This window comes from Corynebacterium sp. LaCa_282 (assembly GCF_057198125.1).
Window position 1 is genome coordinate 1179298 of sequence record NZ_CP191095.1, and the last position, 22530, is coordinate 1201827.

Annotated in this window: 19 protein-coding genes; 17 read left to right on the top strand and 2 right to left on the bottom strand. The window is 60.3% G+C overall.

What is annotated here, in order from left to right:
- Positions 1-228 precede the first annotated feature (228 nt).
- Both ACP8KU_RS05520 and ACP8KU_RS05525 read left to right on the top strand, forming a co-directional pair.
- A complete protein-coding gene (locus ACP8KU_RS05520; RefSeq protein WP_005279191.1) occupies positions 229-1536 on the top strand; it encodes an anaerobic C4-dicarboxylate transporter in 1308 nt (435 codons plus the stop codon).
- A 147-nt stretch (positions 1537-1683) separates the two neighbouring features.
- Positions 1684-3351, top strand: coding sequence for a formate--tetrahydrofolate ligase (locus ACP8KU_RS05525; RefSeq protein WP_484484120.1), 1668 nt, complete (start codon positions 1684-1686; stop codon positions 3349-3351).
- A 6-nt stretch (positions 3352-3357) separates the two neighbouring features.
- Here ACP8KU_RS05525 and ACP8KU_RS05530 read toward each other — a convergent pair whose 3' ends face one another.
- Positions 3358-4197, bottom strand: a complete 840-nt coding sequence (locus ACP8KU_RS05530; RefSeq protein WP_023030737.1) for a RecB family exonuclease — start codon at positions 4195-4197, stop codon at positions 3358-3360.
- 46 nt (positions 4198-4243) lie between these two features.
- Between ACP8KU_RS05530 and ACP8KU_RS05535 the strand changes: the two genes are divergently transcribed.
- The 13 genes from ACP8KU_RS05535 (at position 4244) to ACP8KU_RS05595 (ending at position 19534) form a co-directional block, all read left to right on the top strand.
- Positions 4244-5497 (top strand): M18 family aminopeptidase, encoded by a 1254-nt coding sequence (locus ACP8KU_RS05535; protein WP_484484121.1) that lies wholly within the window; start codon positions 4244-4246, stop codon positions 5495-5497.
- A gap of 28 nt (positions 5498-5525) precedes the next feature.
- Complete coding sequence (locus ACP8KU_RS05540) at positions 5526-6362, top strand: tRNA (adenine-N1)-methyltransferase (protein ID WP_005282956.1); 837 nt, start codon at positions 5526-5528, stop codon at positions 6360-6362.
- A gap of 82 nt (positions 6363-6444) precedes the next feature.
- Positions 6445-8025 carry a proteasome ATPase gene (gene arc, locus ACP8KU_RS05545; RefSeq protein WP_484484122.1) on the top strand — a complete coding sequence of 527 codons (1581 nt, stop codon included), beginning with the start codon at positions 6445-6447 and terminating at the stop codon, positions 8023-8025.
- Complete coding sequence (gene dop, locus ACP8KU_RS05550; RefSeq protein ID WP_484484123.1) at positions 8010-9554, top strand: depupylase/deamidase Dop; 1545 nt, start codon at positions 8010-8012, stop codon at positions 9552-9554. The genes arc and dop overlap by 16 nt, the downstream gene beginning before the upstream one ends.
- Before the next feature lie 31 nt (positions 9555-9585).
- Positions 9586-9777 carry a ubiquitin-like protein Pup gene (locus tag ACP8KU_RS05555; protein ID WP_005279201.1) on the top strand — a complete coding sequence of 64 codons (192 nt, stop codon included), beginning with the start codon at positions 9586-9588 and terminating at the stop codon, positions 9775-9777.
- Between the two features lie 38 nt (positions 9778-9815).
- Positions 9816-11195 (top strand): Pup--protein ligase, encoded by a 1380-nt coding sequence (pafA, locus tag ACP8KU_RS05560; protein ID WP_484484156.1) that lies wholly within the window; start codon positions 9816-9818, stop codon positions 11193-11195.
- Between the two features lie 35 nt (positions 11196-11230).
- Complete coding sequence (locus ACP8KU_RS05565) at positions 11231-12217, top strand: helix-turn-helix transcriptional regulator (RefSeq protein ID WP_237800803.1); 987 nt, start codon at positions 11231-11233, stop codon at positions 12215-12217.
- A 4-nt stretch (positions 12218-12221) separates the two neighbouring features.
- Positions 12222-13175, top strand: coding sequence for a helix-turn-helix transcriptional regulator (locus ACP8KU_RS05570; RefSeq protein ID WP_023017499.1), 954 nt, complete (start codon positions 12222-12224; stop codon positions 13173-13175).
- A gap of 114 nt (positions 13176-13289) precedes the next feature.
- Complete coding sequence (gene tatA, locus ACP8KU_RS05575; RefSeq protein WP_005279210.1) at positions 13290-13559, top strand: Sec-independent protein translocase subunit TatA; 270 nt, start codon at positions 13290-13292, stop codon at positions 13557-13559.
- A 124-nt stretch (positions 13560-13683) separates the two neighbouring features.
- The gene (tatC, locus tag ACP8KU_RS05580) at positions 13684-14793 is read left to right on the top strand and encodes a twin-arginine translocase subunit TatC (protein WP_369707511.1); all 1110 of its coding nucleotides are present in this window, start codon (positions 13684-13686) and stop codon (positions 14791-14793) included.
- A gap of 21 nt (positions 14794-14814) precedes the next feature.
- Positions 14815-17631: a DEAD/DEAH box helicase gene (locus tag ACP8KU_RS05585; RefSeq protein WP_484484124.1), complete on the top strand. Its 2817-nt coding sequence runs from the start codon at positions 14815-14817 to the stop codon at positions 17629-17631.
- 34 nt (positions 17632-17665) lie between these two features.
- Positions 17666-18787, top strand: coding sequence for a M24 family metallopeptidase (locus tag ACP8KU_RS05590; RefSeq protein ID WP_023017502.1), 1122 nt, complete (start codon positions 17666-17668; stop codon positions 18785-18787).
- On the top strand, positions 18788-19534 hold the full coding sequence (locus ACP8KU_RS05595; RefSeq protein ID WP_023028812.1) for an SDR family oxidoreductase: 747 nt from the start codon (positions 18788-18790) through the stop codon (positions 19532-19534).
- Here ACP8KU_RS05595 and ACP8KU_RS05600 read toward each other — a convergent pair.
- Positions 19531-20343 (bottom strand): precorrin-3B synthase, encoded by an 813-nt coding sequence (locus ACP8KU_RS05600; RefSeq protein WP_284610978.1) that lies wholly within the window; start codon positions 20341-20343, stop codon positions 19531-19533. The two genes, ACP8KU_RS05595 and ACP8KU_RS05600, sit on opposite strands and share 4 nt — an antisense overlap.
- Positions 20344-20407: 64 nt before the next feature.
- Here ACP8KU_RS05600 and ACP8KU_RS05605 point away from each other — a divergent pair, with 64 nt between their 5' ends.
- Entirely contained in the window at positions 20408-21010 is a 603-nt protein-coding gene (locus tag ACP8KU_RS05605; protein ID WP_023028810.1) for an FxsA family protein, read from the top strand.
- On the top strand, positions 21011-22528 hold the full coding sequence (gene lnt / locus ACP8KU_RS05610; protein WP_023028809.1) for an apolipoprotein N-acyltransferase: 1518 nt from the start codon (positions 21011-21013) through the stop codon (positions 22526-22528). It abuts the gene before it with no gap.
- Positions 22529-22530 lie beyond the last annotated feature (2 nt).

Genomic DNA, 22530 nt, shown 5'->3' on the forward strand with positions numbered 1-22530 from the left:
TTTCGTCTATGCCCGAATTGGTGTCTCCCGCTTCCATAGCGCAGTGGCATGGAAATATACCGAACGGTTTATAACGGGAGGTAGAACACATGTGGGAACCGACACAAACGGGCATATTGTGTCAATAAAACAACACATTCAGGGCAAAATAGAAGTGTAAGGGTGGTCCACGACCGGCAGGTCAAGGCGGGTCCACTACGTGTAGTTGAGAACGTGTGGAGTGTATCCATGGTTATTGTTCATATTGTCATCGTTCTCGCGGCCATTATCTTGGGTGCGAGAATTGGGTCCATAGGTATCGGCATGGCCGGTGGCCTGGGCGTTCTCCTTTTGGGTGTTGCGGGAGTTCCCGTAACTAGGGAAGACATTCCGTTCGATGTCATCGCCATCATCATGACGGTGATTGCGGCCATCGCCGCCATGCAAAAAGCCGGTGGCATGGACTATTTGGTTCACGTGGCCGAGAAGTTCCTGCGCAAAAACCCTAAGAAAATTACGTACTACGCACCCATCGTGACGTGGCTGATGACGGTCCTTGCCGGTACCGGCCACACCTCCTTTTCTACGCTGCCGGTGATCGTCGAGGTGGCCAAGGAGGGCAAGGTCCGCCCGTCGCGCCCGCTGTCTATCGCGGTCGTCGCCGCGCAGATGGGTATCTGTGCCTCGCCAATTTCGGCCGCGGTGGTCATCCTGGCTGGCCTGCTTGAGCCCATGGGCGTGGGGTACCTCCAGGTACTCGGCGTGCTGATTCCAGCTACCTTCCTTTCCATCTTCCCCGCAGCGTGGCTGGCAAATAGGTTTGGCAAGGAACTGGAAGATGACCCCGTCTACCAAGAGCGCAAGGCGCAGGGCCTGGTCAAAGAGCCGATTGGTGCTAGCAAATATGAGCCAAAGGAAGGCGCTAAGTCTTCCGTCGTTATCTTCCTTATCGCCATCGTCATCGTCATGGCGTGGGCTACCATTTCTTCCGAGCAGGTTGGTCTCATTACGGATCCCACGTTGCCGCGCAATGAGGCGATTATGACCGTCATGCTTTCGGCCGCAACGATCATCGTGCTCAAGACCAAGATTCCGGCAGCTGACGTCCTCAACACCCCGGTATTTAAATCGGGCATGTCCGCCTGCATCTGTGTGCTGGGTGTCGCGTGGTTGGGAACCACCCTCATCAACCACTACTTGGACGATATTCAGGCCTTGGCCGGAGACGTCATCGAAGCCTCGCCATGGTTGCTGGCAGTGGTGCTCTTCTTCGCCGCAGCCCTGCTGTACTCGCAGGCGGCTACCACCAAGGCACTCATGCCCGCCGCCTTGGCGCTGGGAGTAAGCCCGGTTACCGCCGTGGCCGCATTCCCGGCAGTATCTGCCTTGTTCATCCTGCCTACCTACCCAACGTTGCTGGCAGCTGTCGAAATGGATGATACGGGCACGACCAAGATCGGCAAGGCCGTATTCAACCACCCATTCCTTATCCCCGGCGTGGTTAGCATCGTCGGTTCCGTGCTCCTTGGCTACGCACTCGGCGCGGTAATCATCTAGGGAGTCCTTCAATTCGCATTCCCAGTGGCGTCTTCTCCGCAGAGAGGGCGCCACTTTTATGTGGCAACCCCACCCAAAGAATGTTGTGTCTCACACTTCTTACCCCATGCGACTTGGCTTATGCCAGAAATCGGTAGGGTAGGTGCTATGACTACGCAGCCATCCGATGTTGAAATCGCACAAGCCCATAACCTGCAGCCGATTGCGGAGATCGCAGCCAAAGCAGGTATCCCTGAAGAGGCAGTAATTCCCTTTGGTTCCACGAAGGCCAAGGTGGATATCACCAAGGTGGACTACGCCAAGGATAAGCGCGGCAAGCTCGTGCTGGTGACAGGAGTCTCCCCAACACCTGCCGGCGAGGGAAAATCCACGGTGCTTATCGGCTTGACCGATGCCCTGGACCAGATTGGGAAGAAGGCCATCGTGGCCCTGCGCGAGCCATCCCAAGGCCCGGTCATGGGCATCAAAGGAGGTGCCGCGGGCGGCGGTTACGCCCAGATTGTGCCGATGGAGGATATCAACCTGCACTTCACCGGTGACTTCCACGCCATTGCCGCGGCAACGAATACGCTCGCGGCCATCATCGACAATCACATCCACCAGGGCAATCAGCTGGGCATCGACCCGCGCCGCGTGACGTGGCAGCGCTGCGTCGATGTGAACGACCGCGCACTGCGCAATGTGGTCACCGGGCTCGGCGGCTCTGCGCACGGCGTGCCGGCAGAAACCGGCTTTACCATTACAGCCGCCTCCGAGATCATGGCCATTTTGTGCTTGGCGACGAGCCTCGATGACCTCAAGCAGCGCTTGGGTGATATCACCGTCGGCTTTACCTATGACCAGCGCCCGGTGACCGCGCGCGAGCTCGATGCGGAAGGCGCGCTGACCGCGCTGATGCGCGATGCGTTGAACCCGAACCTCGTACAAACCCTCGGCGGGGTTCCCGCACTCGTGCACGGTGGTCCTTTCGCCAATATCGCGCACGGCTGCAACTCCTTGCTGGCGACGCAGACCGCGCTGCAGTTCGGCGATATCGTGCTGTCTGAAGCTGGCTTCGGCGCGGATCTTGGCGGCGAGAAGTTTATGGATATCAAGTCCCGGTTTGGTGACCTGGACGTGGCCGGCGCGGTGGTCGTGGCGACGATCCGCTCGCAGAAGTACAACGGGGGCGTTGCCAAGGACAAGCTCACCGAGGAAAACCTTGAGGCGCTGCAGAAGGGCATCGTCAACCTTGAGCGCCACGTAGAAAACCTGCGCAAATTTGGGATCAAGCCCGTCGTCGCGCTGAACCTCTTCTGGTCTGATACGGAGGCGGAGCGCCAGTTCATGCGCGATTGGGCCAACGACTTCGGCGTGGCCTTGGAAGAGGCTAACGTCTGGGCCGAAGGCGGCGCGGGAGCGACGAAGCTGGCCGAGACCCTGTTGGAGAACCTCGAGGGCGGCGCGCAGCAGCTCTACGATCCGGAAGAAGGCATCGAGGCCTCCATCAAGACCATCGCCCGCGAGATCTACCGCGCGGACCGCGTGGAATACGGCTCCAAGGCTGTGAAGGACCTGCAGTACATCAAGGACAATGGCTGGGATAAACTGCCCGTAGTCATTTCCAAGACGCAGTATTCCTTCTCCGATGAAGCAACGGCATTGGGCGCACCGGAAGGCCACACGCTGCACGTGCGCGAGCTACTGCCGCGCACCGGTTCCGGGTTCATTGTGGTGCTGACCGGTAACGTGATGACTATGCCAGGCCTGCCTAAGAAGCCGGCGGCTAATAATATCGACGTCGCCGCCGATGGCACGGTATCCGGACTGTTCTAAAAGGTTTTAATCCGCCGCGGAGCCCGGCCACCCCGGGTACTCCGGCGGCGTGCCGCCAAATTCGGGGCATATTGCCTGATGCGCGCACCAATCACAGAGCTTGGAGCGCTTCGGGCGAAAGTCCCCGGCGCGCCCATCGGCTTCAATCTTGGCCCACAGCTGGCCTAGATCGCGCTCGAAGTATTCGAGCTCTTCCTGGCTAGGAGCTAAAAACATCGAGTCCAGTACCTTGAGATACATCAGCCGCAGTTGGTGGGGGATGATACCCAGCAGGCGCCAGTACACCAGGGCGTAAAAGCGCATCTGGAATTGGGCGCTCTGAGAAAACCGCGGTGCTGGTTTCTTTCCCGTCTTATAATCCACGACGCGCACCTCGCCGGTGGGGGCGCGGTCCACGCGGTCAATAAACCCGCGCACGGGTACGCCATTGGGCAGGACCGTATTGACATACATCTCGGTTTCTTGGCAGTCGAAGCCCTGCGGGTTTTCCATCTGGAAATATCCCTTGAGCAGTTCGCGGGCGGCGACGAAGAAGTCATACGTTTCTTCTTCGGGCACGAGCTCGAGCAGTTCAGCGTCCTTTTCTGTCATCGCGGCCCAGCTTGGTTTAATCATCTTTACCGCTGCCGGGTAGGTGCGCTCTTCGCGCGGGAGTTTATGCGTTTCTTCTAAAACCGCGTGGACCAGGGTTCCCTTAACTTGGGCGATGGTCTTGGGCTCGGGAATCTTGTCGATGGCCCGGAAACGATAGAGCAGCGGGCACTGCTGGTAGTCGGAGGCTCGCGAAGGCGACAGCGCAAGGGGACGGGGCCGGGGGCGGGAACGGGGAGTAGATGAAGTAGCCATGGTGTATCTAGCCTATCGCCGTTAGTTTCGTGGCAAGCTAGAAGGTATGAGTTATACCGATAAGTTCCTTGATTTTCTGGCGGCCTCGCCGTCGTCGTACCACGCCGCGCATGAGGTAGCGCGCCAGCTGCAAGAATCTGGCTTCCAGGTTCAGGATGAGCGCGAGGATTGGTCGGCCGCACCGGGCGGGCACGTCATGGTCCGCGGCGGCGCGGTTGCCGCGTGGTACGTGCCGGAAGGCGCCGATAAGAACTCCGGTTTTCGCATCGTTGGCTCGCATACCGATTCGCCGGGCCTGGCGCTTAAACCAACGCCCGATTTTTCCGCTGCGGGCTGGCAGCAGGTAGCGGTGGAAATCTACGGCGGCGCCTTGCTGCATACCTGGTTCGATCGCGAACTTACCGTCGCCGGCCAGGTCGTGACCACGGATGGGCGCCAGCACCTCGTGAATACGGGCCCAGTCCTGCGCCTTCCTTCGCTGGCTATTCACTTGTACCGCAAGGATGAGTTCAAGCCGGACCGCCAAAAGCACATGCAGCCGGTGCTGACGGTTGGCGATGAAGAGGCGTCGATCCTGCAGGTGGTGGGGGAGCAGGCGGGCATCGCCAAGCAGGATATTGCTTCCTTCAACCTGATTACCGCTGATGCCGCCCGGGGTGCCGTCTTTGGCGCGGGCGAGAAATTCATCGCGGCTGGCCGCATGGATAACCTGACATCGGTGTACGCCTCGCTCGAGGCCATGCAGAGCGCTGCGCAGGACTATGACGGTTCCGATATTTTGGTCATGATGGCCTTTGACCACGAGGAAGTGGGCTCGAGCTCCCGCTATGGTGCCGCCGGGCCGATCCTGCAGGACGTGCTGACTCGCACCGCCCGCGCGCTGGGGGCCAATGAGGAAGAGCGATTCCAGATGTTTGCGCGTTCTAGCTGCGTGTCTGCCGATGCCGCGCACTCGGTGCACCCCAATTACGCGGATAAGCACGACCCCACCCACCAGCCGATCATTGGGCAGGGCCCAGTGACCAAGATCAACGGTAACCAGCGCTACGCCTCCGATGCGCAGACGATTGCGCTGTGGGAGACCGCGTGTGCCAAGGCTGGGGTTCCGGTGCAGCGCTTCGTGGGCAATAACGATGTGCCGTGTGGCTCGACCATCGGCCCGATTACCGCAACGCGGCTGGGCATCGACACCGTCGATGTGGGCGTGCCGATGCTTTCGATGCACTCCGCGCGCGAGATGGTGGGCGAGCAGGACCAAATATGGCTCTCGCGGGCTCTTGAGGCATACTTGAAGGGTTAGTACCCACAACCTCGAGGAGTTTTGCGGCATGGCTTATTCTGGCCCCTTTTCCTATGGCGACCGCGTGCAGCTGACGGACGCCAAGCGGCGCCACTACACGGTCATTTTGAAAGAAGGAGGCCAGTTCCATTCCCATAAAGGCATAATCAACCACGATGACATCGTGGGGATGGATGAAGGTTCCGTCATCGAGTCCACCTTGGGCTCGTCCTTCCTGCTCTTCCGCCACCTCATGGTGGATCACGTCCTCTCGATGCCGCGGGGCGCCGCCGTTATTTATCCCAAGGACGCCGCGCAAATCTTGGTCGAGGGCGATATTTTCATGGGCGCCCGCGTGCTGGAGGCCGGTGCGGGCTCCGGCGCCTTGTCGATGTCCCTCCTGCGCGCCGTGGGCCCTGAAGGCCACGTCTATTCCTACGAGATCCGCGACGATCACTTGGAGTACGCGGTCGATAACGTCGAGGAATACTTTGGATCCCGCCCCGAGTGGTGGTCGCCGCGCCTAGGCGATCTCGGCGATGTCACCGCTGAGGACCTCGGCGGCCCCGTCGACCGCATCATCTTGGACATGCTGGAACCCTGGGAGAACCTGGAGACCGTGCGGGATCTGCTGATCCCCGGCGGCGTATTCATGACCTATGTGGCAACCGTTCCACAGCTGATGAAGGTCATGGAGGGCATCCGGGAGCTGCAATGCTTTACTGAGCCGAAGGCGTGGGAATCCCTGGTGCGCGAGTGGAAGGTAGAAGGCCTAGCCACCCGCCCGGAGCACCGCATGAACGCGCACACCGCATTCCTTATTTGGACCAGGCGGCTTGCCGATGGCGTCACCCCGCCGCGCCCCCAGCGCCGCGCCCGCAAATAAGGTGCACAGTTTTAAGTACACGGGTGTAATTAATTACTAAAGTGGCCTCGCTCATAGCTGCTCGCACGTTAAAGTGGTGTGCATGGATGAAGCCACGGATAATAAGCGGCAACTCAGCCAGCTTGCTGCGCGCAACCAAAAGCTGGTGGAGCTATTACAGAAATCGCGCGCCGAGCTCGAGCAGTTATTTGCTGAGGTTAATGCGCTTGCAGAGCCCGCCTCTACATATGGGGTCTTTTTGGCCTACTCGCCGCACCAAAGCGAGGTAGGTACCACCGCGGAGGTCTATACCAACGGCCGCGTCATGCAGCTCAAGGTCTCTCCCAACGTGGAGCCGGGCAGCCTGCAGGTGGGCCAACAGGTCCGGCTGGGAGATGGCTTCGTGGTCGTCGAAGGCTGCGCTCCTACGAGCACTGGCGAGCTTGCCACCGTGGTCGAGCGCTTGGACCAGCGCCGCGCCGTCGTGGCTAATTCTGCGGGGGATAACCGCGTTGTTCTGCTCGCACAGGCGCTGCAAGAAAGCGTGCGCGCGGGCGAGGTGGTGCTGTTAGATACAAAGGCTTCCGTGGCCGTGGAAAAGGTGGATCAAGCAGAGGTTTCCCAGCTTTCGCTGGAAGAGGTACCCGATGTGCGCTACGAGGACATCGGTGGCTTGGACGAGCAGATTTCCCAGATCCGCGATTCCGTCGAGTTGCCCTTTATCCATCCCGAGCTCTACCGGCAGTATGGCTTGCAGCCGCCCAAGGGTGTGTTGCTTTATGGCCCACCCGGCTGCGGAAAGACGCTCATTGCTAAGGCCGTGGCGAACTCCCTGTCTACCCAGATGGGGGGAGACGGATCCAGCTACTTCCTCAATGTTAAGGGCCCAGAGCTGCTGAATAAGTACGTCGGTGAGACCGAGCGCCGCATCCGGCTTATCTTTGAGCGCGCCCGCGAGCTCGCCCAGGCCAGCGCGGATCGCCCCGTGGTCATCTTCTTTGATGAGATGGAATCCATTTTCCGCACCCGCGGATCCGGGGTCTCGTCCGATATGGAAACCACCGTCGTTCCCCAGCTGCTGACTGAGCTCGATGGCGTGGAGGGCCTCAGCAATGTGGTCATCATCGGCGCCACCAACCGGGAAGAGCTCATTGACCCCGCCATTATGCGCCCGGGCCGGCTGGATATGAAGGTGCGCATCAATCGGCCTACCAAGCGCGGCGCGCGCGAGATTTTCGCCCGCCATTTCGATCCGTCCATTCCACACGAGGGCGATATCGACGAGCTCATCGTCGATGCCGTGGACGAGCTATATAGCGATAGGCCGTTTGCGCAGCTGCACTTTAGCAATGGGCAGCGCCAGGTCCTGCACTACCGCGATTTCGTCTCTGGCGCGATGATCGCCAATATCCTAGCCCGGGCAAAGAAGCTGGCCATCAAGGAGGCGTTATCGCACCACGGTGCGCAGCGCGCCGCGGAGGAAGGCGATGGGGGCGTTAAAGGGGGCATCGGCAAGCAGCACCTGCGCACCGCCATCGCCGCTGAGCAGGAAGAATCGGAATACATGCCAACCTCGACCAACCCCGAGGAATGGAGCAAGATCGTTTCCGCGGATCACGGCGGATCGCGTGTGACCAGTGTGGAACTTTTGAGTGGAAGGAGCTGTACGTGGCCCGTGTGCTAGGAACGGAAACGGAATACGGTATTTCTACTCCGGATTCGCCGGAGCATTCCCCAATCATTACCTCGACCCATGCGGTGGTGGCCTATGCTGCGCTGTATACGGGCGCGCGTTCGCGCTGGGATTTTGCGGAAGAGCACCCCTTGCGGGACTCGCGCGGTTTTGATCTCAAGCGCTACGATACGGTGCCCGTGGTAGACCCCAATGCGGTTGGTGTGGCCAATGTTGTCACCCCGAGCGGGGCGCGGTTCTATGTGGACCACGCCCACCCCGAGTATTCGGCTCCGGAGTGCACGAATGCGTGGGACGCGACGCTCTATGACGCCGCCGGCGATCACACGTTGCTGCAGGCCCGGGATGCTGTGGCGGAGCTGACGGCACAGGGAAACTCCGTCTTGGCGGACCGGCAGCCGTGCCCGCCGCTGCGGTTGTACAAGAATAACGTCGATGGCAAGGGCGCCAGCTACGGTTCGCATGAGAACTATCAGTATGCCCGCAGCACCGATTTTTCGGTCATGGCCCAGGCGCTGATTCCCTTCTTCGTGGCCCGGCAGGTCGTCATTGGTGCTGGGCGCATGGGGCGCGGGGAGTTTGGCGAGGAACCGGGGTTCCAGATTTCCCAGCGCGCGGATTATATTGAGCAGGAAATCTCCCTGGAAACCACCCTCAACCGTGGCATTATCAATACCCGCGACGAGCCCCATGCCATCCACGATGATTTTGGCCGCCTGCACGTCATCATCGGCGATGCGAATATGTCGCAGACCTCGACGCTGCTGAAATTGGGCATGACCTCGCTGGTGCTCGATGCGATTGAAGGCGGCACGGACTTTAGCGATCTGCGCCTTGCCGATGCCGTCGCGGAGGTCCCCCTGGTAAGCCGCGACCTCGAATTGTGCCACCGGCTCACGCTTGCCGATGGCCGCACGCTCACCGCCCTCGAGCTGCTCGCCGAATACCGTCGCCGCCTGCAGCCGGAGACTTCCGCCGACCACAAGGTGCTGGCGGCCTGGGACGAGGCAGTAGAGCTGCTTGCCGATGACCCCCTCAAGGCCGCCCACCTCCTAGATTGGGTGGCCAAGTACCGGTTGATCAAGAGCTACCTCGACCGCGGCATCGCCCCAGATGATCCCAAGCTGCGCCTGATCGACCTGCAATACGCGGAAATCGATCCCGAGAAGTCGCTGCACCATGCGCTGGTGCGCAAGGGGCAGATGCGCCAGCTCTTTACCGCTGAAGACCTACACCACGCTGCGGCCGAGCCGCCCGCCGACACCCGAGCATATTTCCGCGGGCGCATAACGCAGAAATTCGGCGAAGACATCATCGCCGCCAGTTGGCAAAGCCTCACCCTGCGCCGTGGTGCTACGGACGGGCGCTCCCGCAATGGCGTCTGGGCCACCGTGGCCATGGATGATACCCGCGGCCTTACCCGCGCGGACTGCGAAGGCATTATCGAGGGCGCCAGCAGCGTAGAGGAGTTACTTGAAGGGCTTGCTGCCATCGGCATCCAGCCCGAGTATCGTAAGTAATGATCACCTAATATGACGAAAGGATGACACCGTGTCCACTTCGAATCGCCAGGTTTCTAGCAATAATGGGGGAAATGGCCCCGAGTCAGAGGAAGAATTTACCGCTACCCAGCTCAATATCAACACCTCCGGCACCGATGATCTCTTGGATGAGATCGATGGCCTGCTAGAAAATAACGCGGAAGAATTCGTCCGCTCGTACGTCCAAAAGGGCGGACAGTAGGCGTGGAATCCACCCGTCCCGTGTTTGCCCGGCGGATCATGGGCATCGAAACCGAGTATGGTCTGTCCACCGCGACGCCGAAGAGCCAGCGGGCATTAAGTCCGGATGAGGTTGCGCGCGTGCTCTTTCGGCCGATCGTGGAAAAGTACGCCTCGTCCAATATCTTTGCCACCAATGCCAGCCGCCTGTACCTCGACGTCGGCTCGCACCCTGAGGTAGCCACCGCCGAATGCGATAGCCTCAGCCAGCTCATCGCCCATGAATGCGCCGGTGACCGCGTGATGAACCGCCTGGCCCTGCAGGCAGAAGACGCTTTGGCCGAAGAAGGAAACGAGCGCTCGGTCTACCTTTTTAAGAACAACGTCGATTCCGCCGGGCACTCCTTTGGCTGCCACGAGAATTACCTCATTAGCCGGCACATGGTGCTCAAAGACCTGGGCGTGGCGCTCTTGCCGTTCTTGATTACCCGCCAACTTATCTGCGGGGCGGGAATGGTACAGCCTGCCAAGGGCGATCACCCCGCGCAATTCCTTTTATCCCAGCGCGCCGATCAGGTATGGGAGGGCGTATCGTCCGCGACCACCCGTTCCCGGCCCATCATCAATACCCGCGATGAGCCGCATGGGGATTCCAAGCGCTTCCGCCGCATGCACATCATCGTGGGCGATTCCAATATGGCAGAGCCCACCATCGCACTAAAGGTCGGCTCCACCCTGCTCATGTTAGAGATGCTGGAGGCAGGCTTCGAGCTACCCGAGCTCGAGATCGCAGATCCAATCCACCACATTCGCTCCATTGCGCGCGATGTGACCGGCTCAACGCCGTTGCCGCTTGTTAGCGGGGGAACCATTACAGCCTTGGAGGTCCAGCAGCAGCTTTGCGCGCGGGCCCGCGATTGGCTTGCTCACCGCGAAGACGCCGGCACGCCCACGGCGGAATTGGAGCGCGTCGTTGACCTGTGGGAGCGCATCCTGCGCGCCATCGAGACCGGAGATTTCTCCGGCGTGAACCGCGAGATTGATTGGGTGATCAAGCTCGAGCTGCTCGAGCGCTACCGCTCCCGTTTGGGCGGTGACTGGGCGCATCCGAAGCTGACGCAGGTTGATATGACCTATCACGATATCCGGCCCGGGCGAGGCTTATACGATGTCCTGCTGCGCCGCGGGATGGTCGAGCGCTGGATCGATGATGAGTCCATCGAGCGTGCGGTATCTGCTGCGCCGCCGACCACGCGCGCGGCGCTGCGCGGAAAGTTCCTTGCTGCGGCCGAAGAATGCGGCGCGCACGTGACCGTGGATTGGACGCGGCTGAAGGTCAACCGCCCAGAACCGCGCACCGAGGAACTGCTCGATCCCTTCGCGTCCACAGATCCGCGCGTTGAGGCATTGCTAGACTATATGCACGATAATCACGCCTAGGGCGTGCACATTGAGCACTGGGGAGAGTAGACAACGTGGTGGCATCACGATCCACGCCGAGCCGGCAGGATGCGGCGGTAGAAAGGCTCACCAACCTGTCCTTTGCGCTGCAAGGAGCGGCGAATTCGGGTGGTTCACCGGACCGCTCCGCGGCCTGGATCCGCAGCCACGTCGCAGGTTATAGCGATAAATCCGACGAGGCTTTTACCAAGGCGCTGGCTCGCGATATCGCCACCTTGCAACGCGCCGGAGTCCCCATCGTGCACACCGGTGGGGAAGACGGCGCCTCGTACCGCCTCGACCAAAGCAATTACCAGCTCCCGCCGGTGGAATTTTCACCGGAAGAAGCGATGGTGCTTGGCATCGCAGGGGGAGTGGGAACCCCTGGTGGATTGAGCGATTTCTCCCTGTCCGGGTGGACCAAGATCGCCGCCTCGGGCGCTTCTCGCAACCTGGAGGGCGCGCCCGTCTATACCGCGGTCAATGACATCACCCGCCTCGCACCCGAGGTCATCACCTTCGTCCTGGCCGCCGTGCGTAATAAAGTCCGCATTACCTTTGCCTACCGCCCCCATCCGGCAGCAGAGACAGTGCGCCGCACCATGGATCCCTGGGGAGTGGTCAACCACCAAAGCCGCATCTATATCGTTGGCTTCGATGTTGACCGCGCCGCCCCGCGCGTCTTCCGAGCCTTAAGGCTTTCCGATATCAAGCGGTCCCACCAGCCGGCTGAGCACATCGAGCCGACGGTGGACATCGACAAGCTCGTCAAAGAAGCACTACAACGCGGCGAAAAGGTAGATGCGACCCTGCATATCCCTGAAGGTCAAGCCCAAGAGCTAGAAAGCGCGGGGGAGCGCACCGCCGAAGGCACCGTAGTGCTGACCGGGGTCCAAAAAGATTGGTTGGTGCGCACCGCAGCGGGCTATGCCCCAGAAGTAAAAGTGCTCGATCCCCCTGAGGTGCGCACTGACATCATTAACCTTTTGCGCACAGCCGCCAACCACAACGGAGCTGAGTAAACCAATGGCCGATGGATCTCATAAACTGCAGGCGCTCGTCCGGTCGCTCAACCTCATCCCATATTTTCAAAACCATCCGGATAAAACCCCGATGGAGGCAGCCGCGGATTTGGGGATGGACCCAGGAGAGCTCAAAGATGCCGTGGACCGGCTATTTTGCTCTGGGACCGGCCGCAATACCGAGGAGCTCATCGATCTCTCTTTCAGTTACCGCGATGGGGTCACCATCTACAACGACCAAGGTCTCGGACAAGCATTGCGGCTTACCCCAACCGAGGCCGGCGCACTCCTGCTTACCCTAGAATCCCTCGAGGCTATGCCCGGGCTGCTGGATGCCAGAGCGATTAAGTCGGCCGCGGAAAAATTGCGCTCCATTATGGATGAGCGCACGCTGAGCATTTATGACACATTATCGACGGTGGACCCGCAAGAATTCGATATCCAGGCAACCTTAAACCGCGGGCTCAATGAAAAACGGCGCATCCGGATGCGCTATTGGAGTGCTTCATCTAATAAGGAAACCGAGCGCCTAGTTGATCCGGCCCGGATCTTCATCGTGGATGCGGAGCCTTATCTCGCGGCGTGGGAGGAAGAAAAGCAGGGGCACAGGACCTTCCGCATCGACCGCATCAAGCATGCCGAATTGACCGAGGAAACCGCTCATCCGCGTCTCAAGGAGTTGGATTTCGACGCTGCGGCACCCTTTAATTTAGGTACGGCGGATTCCGTGGAATTAGCCATCCGCGAAGAATTCACCTGGTTGGCAGAATACTACGACATGCAACTAGGAAAACGCCTAGAAAACGGCACCATAGCTGCGACAATGCAGGTGGGTTCGGTAGATTGGGTGGTTCGTTTCGCCCTCGGTCAGGCAGATAGGTTACGCGTTATAGCCCCGCAATCTATCGTGAATCTCATTGCGGAACGCGGGAATGCCGCGTTGAAGGGCTATACTTAATTTTCAGTTACTGCACGCACATGCGTCTTACACGTGCCCCGCGACTATTCCCCGCGAAGGGAGCGCCCGCGGCGGCTACCCGGCGCAGGCAAAGAAGAACCGAAAGAGGATCTTATGACCTTAGGACCATTGGAAATCGGCCTGATTGTTCTTGTCATCATCTTGCTATTTGGCGCGAAGAAATTGCCCGATCTTGCTCGTTCCATGGGCCGTTCGATGCGCATTTTCAAATCCGAGGTCAATGAAATGCAATCGGAGGACTCCAAGCGCTCTGAGGCGCAAGCTCAATTGAGCCAGAAGCGCCAGCAGTCCGATGAGGAGTTCTGGAACCGCCCGGATATGCAACCTGGCCACCAGCAGGGAAACTCTTCCTCTCAGAATTAACGCCTGCCAGCTAAAAAGGCGAACACGCTCTGCCTATGCACTCGTCGGCCGTGTCGGAGACCGGCCCTCAGAAATCGAGTGGGCAGGGTAGTGTTCGCTCTTGTGCGTTGAAAGAGCCAAATTGATGTCCTCACAGTCCCACCCTGCCGGCGAACCAGGAACCCGCGTGCGCCGCAAGCGGCGAGGTTTTTCACGCAAGCCCAAGAACCCTACGGGCGAGATGACCTTGGTGCAGCACCTGCAAGAGCTGCGGCGAAGGATCATCATCTCCTTGCTGGCCTTGGTCATCGGCGCGATCATCGGTTTCATTTGGTACCAGCAGGCGCCCTTCCGGATTCCGCCGCTGGGAGAAATCCTGCGCGAACCGTATTGCTCTTTGCCGGAAGATAAGCGGGCCAATTTCAATAACGACGGCGAGTGTCGGTTGCTTGCCACCAGCCCCTTCGAGATGCTGATTTTGCGCCTGAAGGTCGGCACCTTGGCAGGCACGGTGCTTTCATCCCCGGTCTGGCTCTACCAGGTGTGGGCATTCATCGTCCCTGGGCTGCATAAGAATGAGCGCCGCTATACCTTAAGCTTCGTCGCTGTGGCCGTCTTCCTGTTCTTGGTGGGCGCCATCTTGGCCTACTTCATCTTGTCCGTGGGCCTAGAATTCCTCATCGGCATCGGCGCCGAGTATCAAACAGCAGCATTAACCGGTGAGCGATACTTCTACTTCCTCTTGGCGCTCTTGCTCATCTTCGGCATCAGCTTCGAGATTCCGCTGTTGATCGTCTCGCTCAACCTTATTGGCGTCTTGGAATATAACCACGTCAAGGACAAGCGCCGCATTATCATCGTCGCCGTGATGATCTTCGCCGCCTTCGTGACTCCGGGCCAAGATCCCTTCACGATGGTGGTCTTGTCCGCCTGCCTCTTATTGCTTATTGAGATTGCATTCCAGTTCTGCCGCGTTCACGATAAACGTCAGAACCGTGAGCGCCCTGCATGGATGGATCTCGATGATGAATCCGCGTCCGCGCTTGATGAGGGCCCCACGGGCGTAGGCGGGCCCGCGCCTGTCGATGCCCCCTCGGGAGTGTATGCCTCGCCAAAGCCCGCGGCACCTAGTGCGTCATCGCAGATGGTCCGCGGGGAAAAGGGGGCATCGGATAGCGCTTCGCAACAGGCTGAGTATCGCAAGGGGCCGCACCGGCCTACCGATGCAGGCGGCTTTTTCGACGATGTGCTTTAAGCACGGGTAGCCTTGTGAGATATGACTGAAACTCACCTGGATACCTTCGCCGCCGGCCTCCCATACCCCTTGGATGAGTTCCAGGTGCAGGGGTGTGAGGCGGTAGAAAATGGCCAAGGGGTGCTCGTTTGCGCCCCTACCGGCGCAGGTAAAACCGTCGTTGGCGAGTTCGCCGTGTCTTTGGCACTAAGCCGCGGCACGAAGTGCTTTTATACCACCCCGATTAAGGCGCTGAGCAACCAGAAATACCACGACCTCGTTGCTGAGCACGGCGATGATGCCGTTGGTCTGCTCACTGGCGATGTCTCTATCAACGCCGATGCCGAAATCGTCGTCATGACCACCGAGGTGCTGCGGAATATGATCTACGCGGATTCTCCCGCGCTGGATAGGCTTACCCACGTGGTCATGGATGAAATCCACTTCCTTGCAGATGCCTCCCGCGGTGCGGTCTGGGAGGAAGTCATCTTGAACTTGGCGGACCACGTATCCATCATTGGACTATCTGCCACCGTGTCCAATTCCGAGGAATTCGGTGAATGGCTCGCTACGGTCCGGGGTGATACCTCGGTCATTGTGACCGAACACCGTCCCGTTCCGCTCGATCAATGGATGATGTTGGGCCGCAAGATTTATCCGCTCTTTGAGCCGGAATCCGGCGGCCAGGTCAATTCTGAGTTAGAGCGCCGCATTCAGCGCTTGGAGGCAGGCGATAGCGATGATGGACGCGCGGACTATAAATCCGGCAAGGGTTTTCGCGCGAGGGCGCGCCACAAGGGCGGAGGGCGCAGCGAATTTCATGGTAAAGCGGGCGGGCGTTCTGGTTCCTCCCGGCCGCAAGATCGCTACCGCCCCTTAGGGCGCCCTGAGGTGCTGAAGGTGCTGCAATCGCAAGATATGCTGCCCGCGATTACCTTCATCTTTTCCCGCGCCGGTTGCGATGGCGCCCTCTATCAGTGCCTGCGCAGCAGGATGGTGCTGACGACGCAAGAGGAAGCAGAAGAGATCAAGGCCATCGTCGATGCCGGCGTCGAAGGCATCCCAGAGGAGGACTTGCAGGTCTTGGATTTCCGTCGGTGGCGCGAGGCGCTTTCGCGCGGTTTTGCCGCCCACCACGCAGGGATGCTCCCGGCGTTTCGCCACATCGTAGAAGATCTCTTCGTCCGCGGTTTGGTGCGCGCCGTATTCGCTACCGAAACCCTTGCCCTGGGCATTAATATGCCCGCTCGCACGGTGGTGCTTGAGAAGTTGATTAAGTTCAATGGCGAAGCGCACGTGGATCTCACGCCGGGCCAATACACGCAGCTAACCGGGCGTGCCGGCCGGCGCGGAATCGATACCCTGGGCAACGCGGTCGTGCAGTGGGCTCCTGCTATGGATCCGCGTTTTGTCGCCGGTTTGGCATCGACGCGCACGTATCCGCTCATTTCCACGTTTGCGCCGGGCTATAACATGGCCATTAACCTGCTGGGCATGCTCGGTTTTGAAGACTCGCTGCGGCTGCTAGAAAAGTCTTTTGCACAGTTCCAAGCCGATGGCTCCGTGGTGGAAGAAACTCGTGAACTTGAACGGGCGGAGCATCGCGTGCGCGAGTTGCGGGAGCAGCTTGACGATGCCGTCGCTGCCCTCGCACCACCAGCCAAGGACGGCGAGGATCCCGCCGAGGTGCTCATGGATTATATCCGGCTGCGCCGCGAGCTGACGGCAGAAGAAAAGCAATCCAAGGTTGATAAGGAACACCAACGCACCCAGGAAGTGGTCGCAGTGCTAGCCCGCCTGCAATTAGGTGACGTCATCGCGCTTGCCGGGAAGAAACGGCCCACCCTTGCCGCAGTGGTCACCCCGGCCAACCAGACTGAAGATCCACGCCCGTGGGTCACCACGGAATCCGGCTGGTCAGGGCGCATCGATGCCACCGGGATTAGCAATCCACCGATTCAGCTGGGCCGCATTAAGATCCCGAAGCCGGTACGGAAGAATCCGCGGCGCAATACCAAGTACATCCAGGATCTCTTCCGCCGCGAAAAGTTTGACCGCCCGAAGCGGATGAAGTCGAAGCCGCGCCTGCGGCCAAATAAGCGGGTAGGCGAGTTGCGCGATGCCATTCGCGAGCACCCTGCACACGAGTGGCCCGCCACCGATAGGGAGCAACTGGCTGGCGTGGCGCAGAAGTTGGCACGGCGCGAGCGCGACCTCGAAAAGCTGCAGGCCAAGGTGAATAAGGCGACCGATACGCTGGGCCGCACCTTTGAACGCATCGTGGATCTGCTCGCGGAGATGGACTATGTCGAGTCCTCTGGCGCGGGCAGCGATCGCACGCCGGTCATCACTGAGGAAGGCGAGCGCCTGGCCAAGATTCATAGCGAATCCGATCTGCTCGTTGCCCAGTGCTTGAAGCGCGGCATTTGGGATGAGCTGGATCCGGCGGAATTGGCCGGCGTTGCTTCCCTGTGCTGCTTTGAAAATAGGAAGGCCACTGGTGGCCAGCCGGAGGCAGCTACGGACCGCATGGCCGATGCCATGAATGCGACCTGGCGCATCTATACCGAGCTCAGCGCGGATGAACGGCGCCACCGCCTGCCCCCAACGCGCGAGCCGGAAGCCGGATTTGCGCTGGCGATTCACCTGTGGTCAGCGGGTGCGCCCTTGGGCTATTGCATGGCGGCGGCCAATGAAGCGGGCGCGGAGCTTACCCCCGGTGATTTCGTGCGGTGGTGCCGCCAAGTTGTGGACCTCCTGCAGCAAATCGCCAAAACTGGCTACGATGGCCAGATCCAGCGCAACGCGCGCCGCGCAATCGATGCCATCCAACGCGGGGTCGTCGCGATCGGGGCTTAAGCTAGCTCGTCCTACTGACTAGTAGACTGAGGGCATGACTACTCAGGCTTTTTCTCCCGAAGTATATTCCCGCCGGCTCGCGGCCGCACAAGAAGCGGCCGCCCAGCAGGGCATTGACCTTTTGCTGATTGGCACCGGCCCCGATTTCGCCTACTTGACCGGTTCGTGGGTATCGTCCCACGAGCGCCTGACGGTGCTGGCCGTTCCCCAAAGCGGCACGCCGTGGATCGTCTCGCCGAATACGGATATTACGGATATTAAATCGGCGCCCGTCGGCAAGCTCGATGTGGAGCTGCGCGGGTGGAATGACGGCGATAATCCCTACGAACTCGCCCTCCAGGGTGCTGCGTCGATCAAGAAGGTCGCGCTGGGCCAATCCCTGACGGCGGATCATATTTTGCAGTTCCAGGGGCTCGTATCTGATGCAGACTACGTTCTTGCCACCTACGCGCTCGCGGAGCTGTTTACCCGCAAGGACGAGGCGGAAATCGCGGAGCTGCGCAAGGCCGGCCAGGCCATCGACGCCGTGCATGCGCAGGTTCCCGAGCTCCTGCAGCCCGGCCGCACCGAGGCCGAGGTGGCCCATGAACTGGAAAAGCTCATCCTCAAAGAGCATTCCATCATTGACTTCGTCATCGTGGGTTCCGGCCCGAATGGCGCCAATCCGCACCACAGTTTCTCCGACCGGAAGCTGGCTGCGGGCGAGCCCGTCGTCGTGGATCTCGGAGGCACCTTGCCCTCCGGCTACCACTCCGATTGCACCCGCACCTACGTCGTAGGCAGCGATCTCAGCCAGGCGCCGCAGGACTTCCAGGATGCCTATGCGGTGCTTTACGATGCCCAAGCGGCCGCCCGTGCCGCCGCCAAGCCCGGCAGCACGGCCGAAGAAATCGACGGTGTTGCGAGGAAGGCTATTGCCGATGCCGGCTGGGGCGATAAATTCGTTCACCGCACCGGCCACGGAATTGGCCTTTCGACCCACGAGGAGCCCTTCATCATGGAGGGCAATGACCTGACGCTGGAAGAGGGCATGGCCTTTTCCATCGAGCCGGGCATTTACCTGGAGGGCCAGTGGGGCATGCGCCTCGAGGACATCGTGGTACTTACCAAGGATGGCTACGAGTCCCTCAACGTCGTTGAACGCGAAGTGCGCTAAGTGGCTGGCGTACTGATCTTGGGCGGGCGCAGCGATATCGGCGGCGAAATCGCCCAGCGCGTGGCCCGTGGCAACGACATCGTCCTCGCCGCGCGCGGGACGCATGGGCTTGAGGAGATTACCTCCCAGCTAAAGGCCGCTGGTGCGCGCAGCGTCCACCAGCTGTCCTTTGACGCGGAGGACTTTTCCCAGCACCGCCAAATCTTTGCCGAGGCCAAGGAACGCGTCGGCGCCATTGAACTTACCGTGGTCGCCTTTGGCATCCTGGGGGATCAAGATAGGGCGGACACCGATCCTGCCCACGCGGCACAGATCGCCACCATTGACTACACCGCCCAGGTCTCCGTGCTCACGGTGGCGGCGCAATCGATGCCGCGCGGCCATATCGTGGCCTTTTCCTCCATCGCTGGGTGGCGGGCCCGCCGCGCCAATTATGTCTACGGTTCCACCAAGGCTGGCCTGGATGCTTTTTGCCAGGGCCTCGCGGACAGGTTGCACGGCAGCGGGCTCGGGCTGATTACCGCGCGGCCCGGGTTCGTCATTGGATCCATGACCCAAGGAATGAAACCGGCCCCACTATCGGTGCGGCCAGGCGATGTCGCCGATGCCGTCGTCGCCTGCATAGATACCGATGACCGCCGCGGTCAGGCGCGCAGCCACACCCTGTGGATCCCAAAGGCGCTGCAAGCATTGGCATGGGTTATGCGGTTGGTGCCCCGACCCGTGTGGCGGCACATGCCGCGTTAGTCGGCCTCGCCGTCCCGCAACAGGGGCGAGTTGATGTCGAAGATGAAACCGCGCGGGGCGAGCACGCGGAGGACGACCTCGGCATCGCCCTCCGCGATGTCGTGAAAGACTAAGCCACCCCACGGGGTGACGGTGATGGCCACCTCGAGCTGGCCGATAAGCTGCGCGAACTGCGCCGGGATGGCGCCTTGGTGGACGCCCGCGCCAAGGTCGACCACGCCATCTGCCTGGTGCTCGTCCAGCCAGCCAATCGGCCCTGGTTCCGCGTTAAGCTCCGCGCCACTTGCCCCAGTGCCCTTCGTCTCGGTGCTTTGCGCACCGAGGCGTTGGAGGTGGGCTGCGGCATCGGCAAGCGAGAGGCCTGCGGAAGGGCTGTTGGTGGCGGGGGACTGGATGATATCCAAGGTGGCATCGTCAAGCAGCCGCATGCTGACCTGCGTGGCAGAAGCCGGGAGATCGTCGTCGGTAGTGGTAATCGCGAGCGACTCCAAGCCGGGCTGTTCGGTATACAGGTGCGTGGCCAGCTCGCGCGCGGCCTGCTTCGCCGCGGCAGAAAGGGGAGAGGCCAGCACGGGAATGTGGAAGCTCTGCAACTCTAATTTATCCAGCTCCGCCGCAAGCTGGGCCTTGTCTGTAACTCCCCGCAACTCGATGGCGGAATTGGGGCGAATGTAGACGCTGCCATCGGCCCAGTGCGCCGCGCAATAACCCAAATGGATCCAATCATTGGGGCTGGTAAATCCGCCCACAACGTGCAGGCGCAGGCAAGTGCCGGACTCGGGGTGCTGGAAAAATTCGGGGTAATGCATAGCTTGCCAGTGTAGCCTGAGTGTTGCCAGCATATCGTCAGCAATGCTCGTTAAACTGGAAGCTATGCCGATTTTATATCTCGTCCTCTATATGCTGGCGGAAACCTTAGCGTTCTGGGCCGTCGCCGAGTGGATTGGCGTCTTTTGGGCGCTCATTGCCCTGTTCATCACGATGTTCTTTGGCATGTCCATCGCCGGCATTGAGGTGCGCCGGCTGATGGGTAAACAGGTAGAGCAGGCCGGTGACGGGACCTACTACGTGCGCGATGACAACGTAGGAAAAACCGCCGGCAACGTGGGCTTGACCTTGGCCGGTGGCATGTTGCTGTCCCTGCCTGGGTTCTTGACCAGTTTTCTGGGGATTCTGCTCATCTTCGCCCCAACGCGGTCGCTGTTTCGAAAGTTTATGGCCGTATCCATCTACCGCAAGGTGGAGAGGATGGGTGTGCGCATTTACGAGGCATCGCCCATGGCGCAACAGCACGATAGCTATGGCAACTTTGGTTCCTTTGGGCAAGCAGCGGGGCAATCCTTTGGCCAGTCCTCTGGTCAGAGCGACTCCCACGAGGTAATCGATGAGGAAGAGCTGCGCAACTGGTCCGAGAACCTGGATCCTGATGACTTCGGTCCCCGCGGAGGCGACGATAACTCACAGGGTGGAAAATAAGTGGCGGTATTTTTCGCCCGCCTCGTCATAGCGGGCATGTCTGGTGCGCTGACCTTTACCGCCGTTGAGCCGCGTGGCTGGTGGTGGGGCGCGATTATTGGCATCGCCCTGCTGTATGTGAGCCTGATGCCGTGGCGTGAGCGACAGGTTCGCGGGTCTACAAGTTCCCTTTTGGCGGTAACGCACGGCCTGGTCTTGTACCTGCTGAGCCTGCCCTGGATTGGCGAGTTGGTTGGGACCGTGCCCTATGCGGCGCTTGCTATCTGGCTTTCGGTATATGCGGTCCTTTTAGGTATCTTCGGGGCCGCTGTGGCGCGGTGGCGATACGGATTTTTGGTCTTTCCCTTCGTATACCTCGCCGTTGAGGTCCTGCGTTCCTCGGTGCCCTTTGGCGGTTTCCCTTGGGTCAAACTGGCGTGGGGACAAATTGAAGGGCCCCTAGCCAACCTCGCCCCGTGGGGTGGGACCTCGCTGATTACGGTGGCAACGGCATTGAGCGCTTGCGGCCTGGCCGGCTTGTTGCTGCGCGGCGGGCGGGTAAAGGTGGCCGCTGGCGCCGCACTTATCCTCCCGCTCATTGCGGGACTCGCGACTGGGCACGGCATCGATCCCTCAGATACCAAGGTTGGCGATACCAAGGTGGCGGCTATCCAAGGTAACGTGCCACGCAGCGGTTTAGATTTCGCCGGGCAACGGCGGGCGGTGCTGAATAACCACGTCCAGGAAACGGAGAAGCTAGCCCGCCGCGAAGACGATATAGATCTGGTGATCTGGCCGGAAAATTCTTCCGATATCGATCCTTTCCGCGACGGCGAGGCGGCCCAAGCCATTAGCGGGGCCGTCGATGCCATTGACGCGCCAGTGCTGGTTGGCACCGCCACCCGCGATGAGGTGGGCGCGCGCAATACCATGCAAGTCTTTACCCCTGGCCATGGTGTGGGCGATCACCACCATAAGAAGTATCTGCAGCCGTTTGGTGAGACAATGCCCATGCGGGATTTCTTTGCGCATTTCTCGGACTACGTCGACCTCGCCGGGGATTTCAAGGCAGGGGACGGGCCCGGTGTGGTCTCCATGAATTCCGTCGCGGTAGGTGTGGCGACCTGCTACGAGGTCTCCTTCGATAACGCCTTCCACGAGTCAGTCAAAAACGGTGCGAAGATTCTGACGACGCCAACCAATAACGCAACGTTTGGCTTTTCCGATATGACGTACCAGCAGCTGGCCATGAGTAGGCTGCGCGCTCTTGAAACCGACCGCGCCGTCGTGGTTGCAGCCACCTCCGGGGTCTCGGCACTCGTTCACCCGGACGGCAGCGTAAGCCAATCCACGGAGCTCTTTGAGCCCGCGGCACTGGTAGAAAGCCTGCCGCTGAAATCCGGTGAAACGTTTTCGGTGCGCTACGGTTCGCTCATGCAGTGGCTGATGGTTATTATTGGTACCGTCTGCGCACTCATTGCCGTGCGTACCAACCGATTGGGTCGTACACCTCGCGGTGTCGGCGCTAAAGAAAAGTAGGA

Excerpts from the sequence above, each read along its gene's own strand:
- ACP8KU_RS05530 (WP_023030737.1), bottom strand. The coding sequence starts at position 4,197 with ATGGCTACTTCATCTACTCCCCGTTCCCGCCCCCGGCCCCGTCCCCTT.
- ACP8KU_RS05540 (WP_005282956.1), top strand. The coding sequence starts at position 5,526 with ATGGCTTATTCTGGCCCCTTTTCCTATGGCGACCGCGTGCAGCTGACG.
- ACP8KU_RS05590 (WP_023017502.1), top strand. The coding sequence starts at position 17,666 with ATGACTACTCAGGCTTTTTCTCCCGAAGTATATTCCCGCCGGCTCGCG.
- ACP8KU_RS05525 (WP_484484120.1), top strand. The coding sequence starts at position 1,684 with ATGACTACGCAGCCATCCGATGTTGAAATCGCACAAGCCCATAACCTG.
- ACP8KU_RS05520 (WP_005279191.1), top strand. The coding sequence starts at position 229 with ATGGTTATTGTTCATATTGTCATCGTTCTCGCGGCCATTATCTTGGGT.
- pafA (WP_484484156.1), top strand. The coding sequence starts at position 9,816 with ATGGGCATCGAAACCGAGTATGGTCTGTCCACCGCGACGCCGAAGAGC.
- tatA (WP_005279210.1), top strand. The coding sequence starts at position 13,290 with ATGACCTTAGGACCATTGGAAATCGGCCTGATTGTTCTTGTCATCATC.
- tatC (WP_369707511.1), top strand. The coding sequence starts at position 13,684 with ATGTCCTCACAGTCCCACCCTGCCGGCGAACCAGGAACCCGCGTGCGC.
- ACP8KU_RS05585 (WP_484484124.1), top strand. The coding sequence starts at position 14,815 with ATGACTGAAACTCACCTGGATACCTTCGCCGCCGGCCTCCCATACCCC.
- ACP8KU_RS05535 (WP_484484121.1), top strand. The coding sequence starts at position 4,244 with ATGAGTTATACCGATAAGTTCCTTGATTTTCTGGCGGCCTCGCCGTCG.
- ACP8KU_RS05605 (WP_023028810.1), top strand. The coding sequence starts at position 20,408 with ATGCCGATTTTATATCTCGTCCTCTATATGCTGGCGGAAACCTTAGCG.
- ACP8KU_RS05600 (WP_284610978.1), bottom strand. The coding sequence starts at position 20,343 with ATGCATTACCCCGAATTTTTCCAGCACCCCGAGTCCGGCACTTGCCTG.
- ACP8KU_RS05570 (WP_023017499.1), top strand. The coding sequence starts at position 12,222 with ATGGCCGATGGATCTCATAAACTGCAGGCGCTCGTCCGGTCGCTCAAC.
- arc (WP_484484122.1), top strand. The coding sequence starts at position 6,445 with ATGGATGAAGCCACGGATAATAAGCGGCAACTCAGCCAGCTTGCTGCG.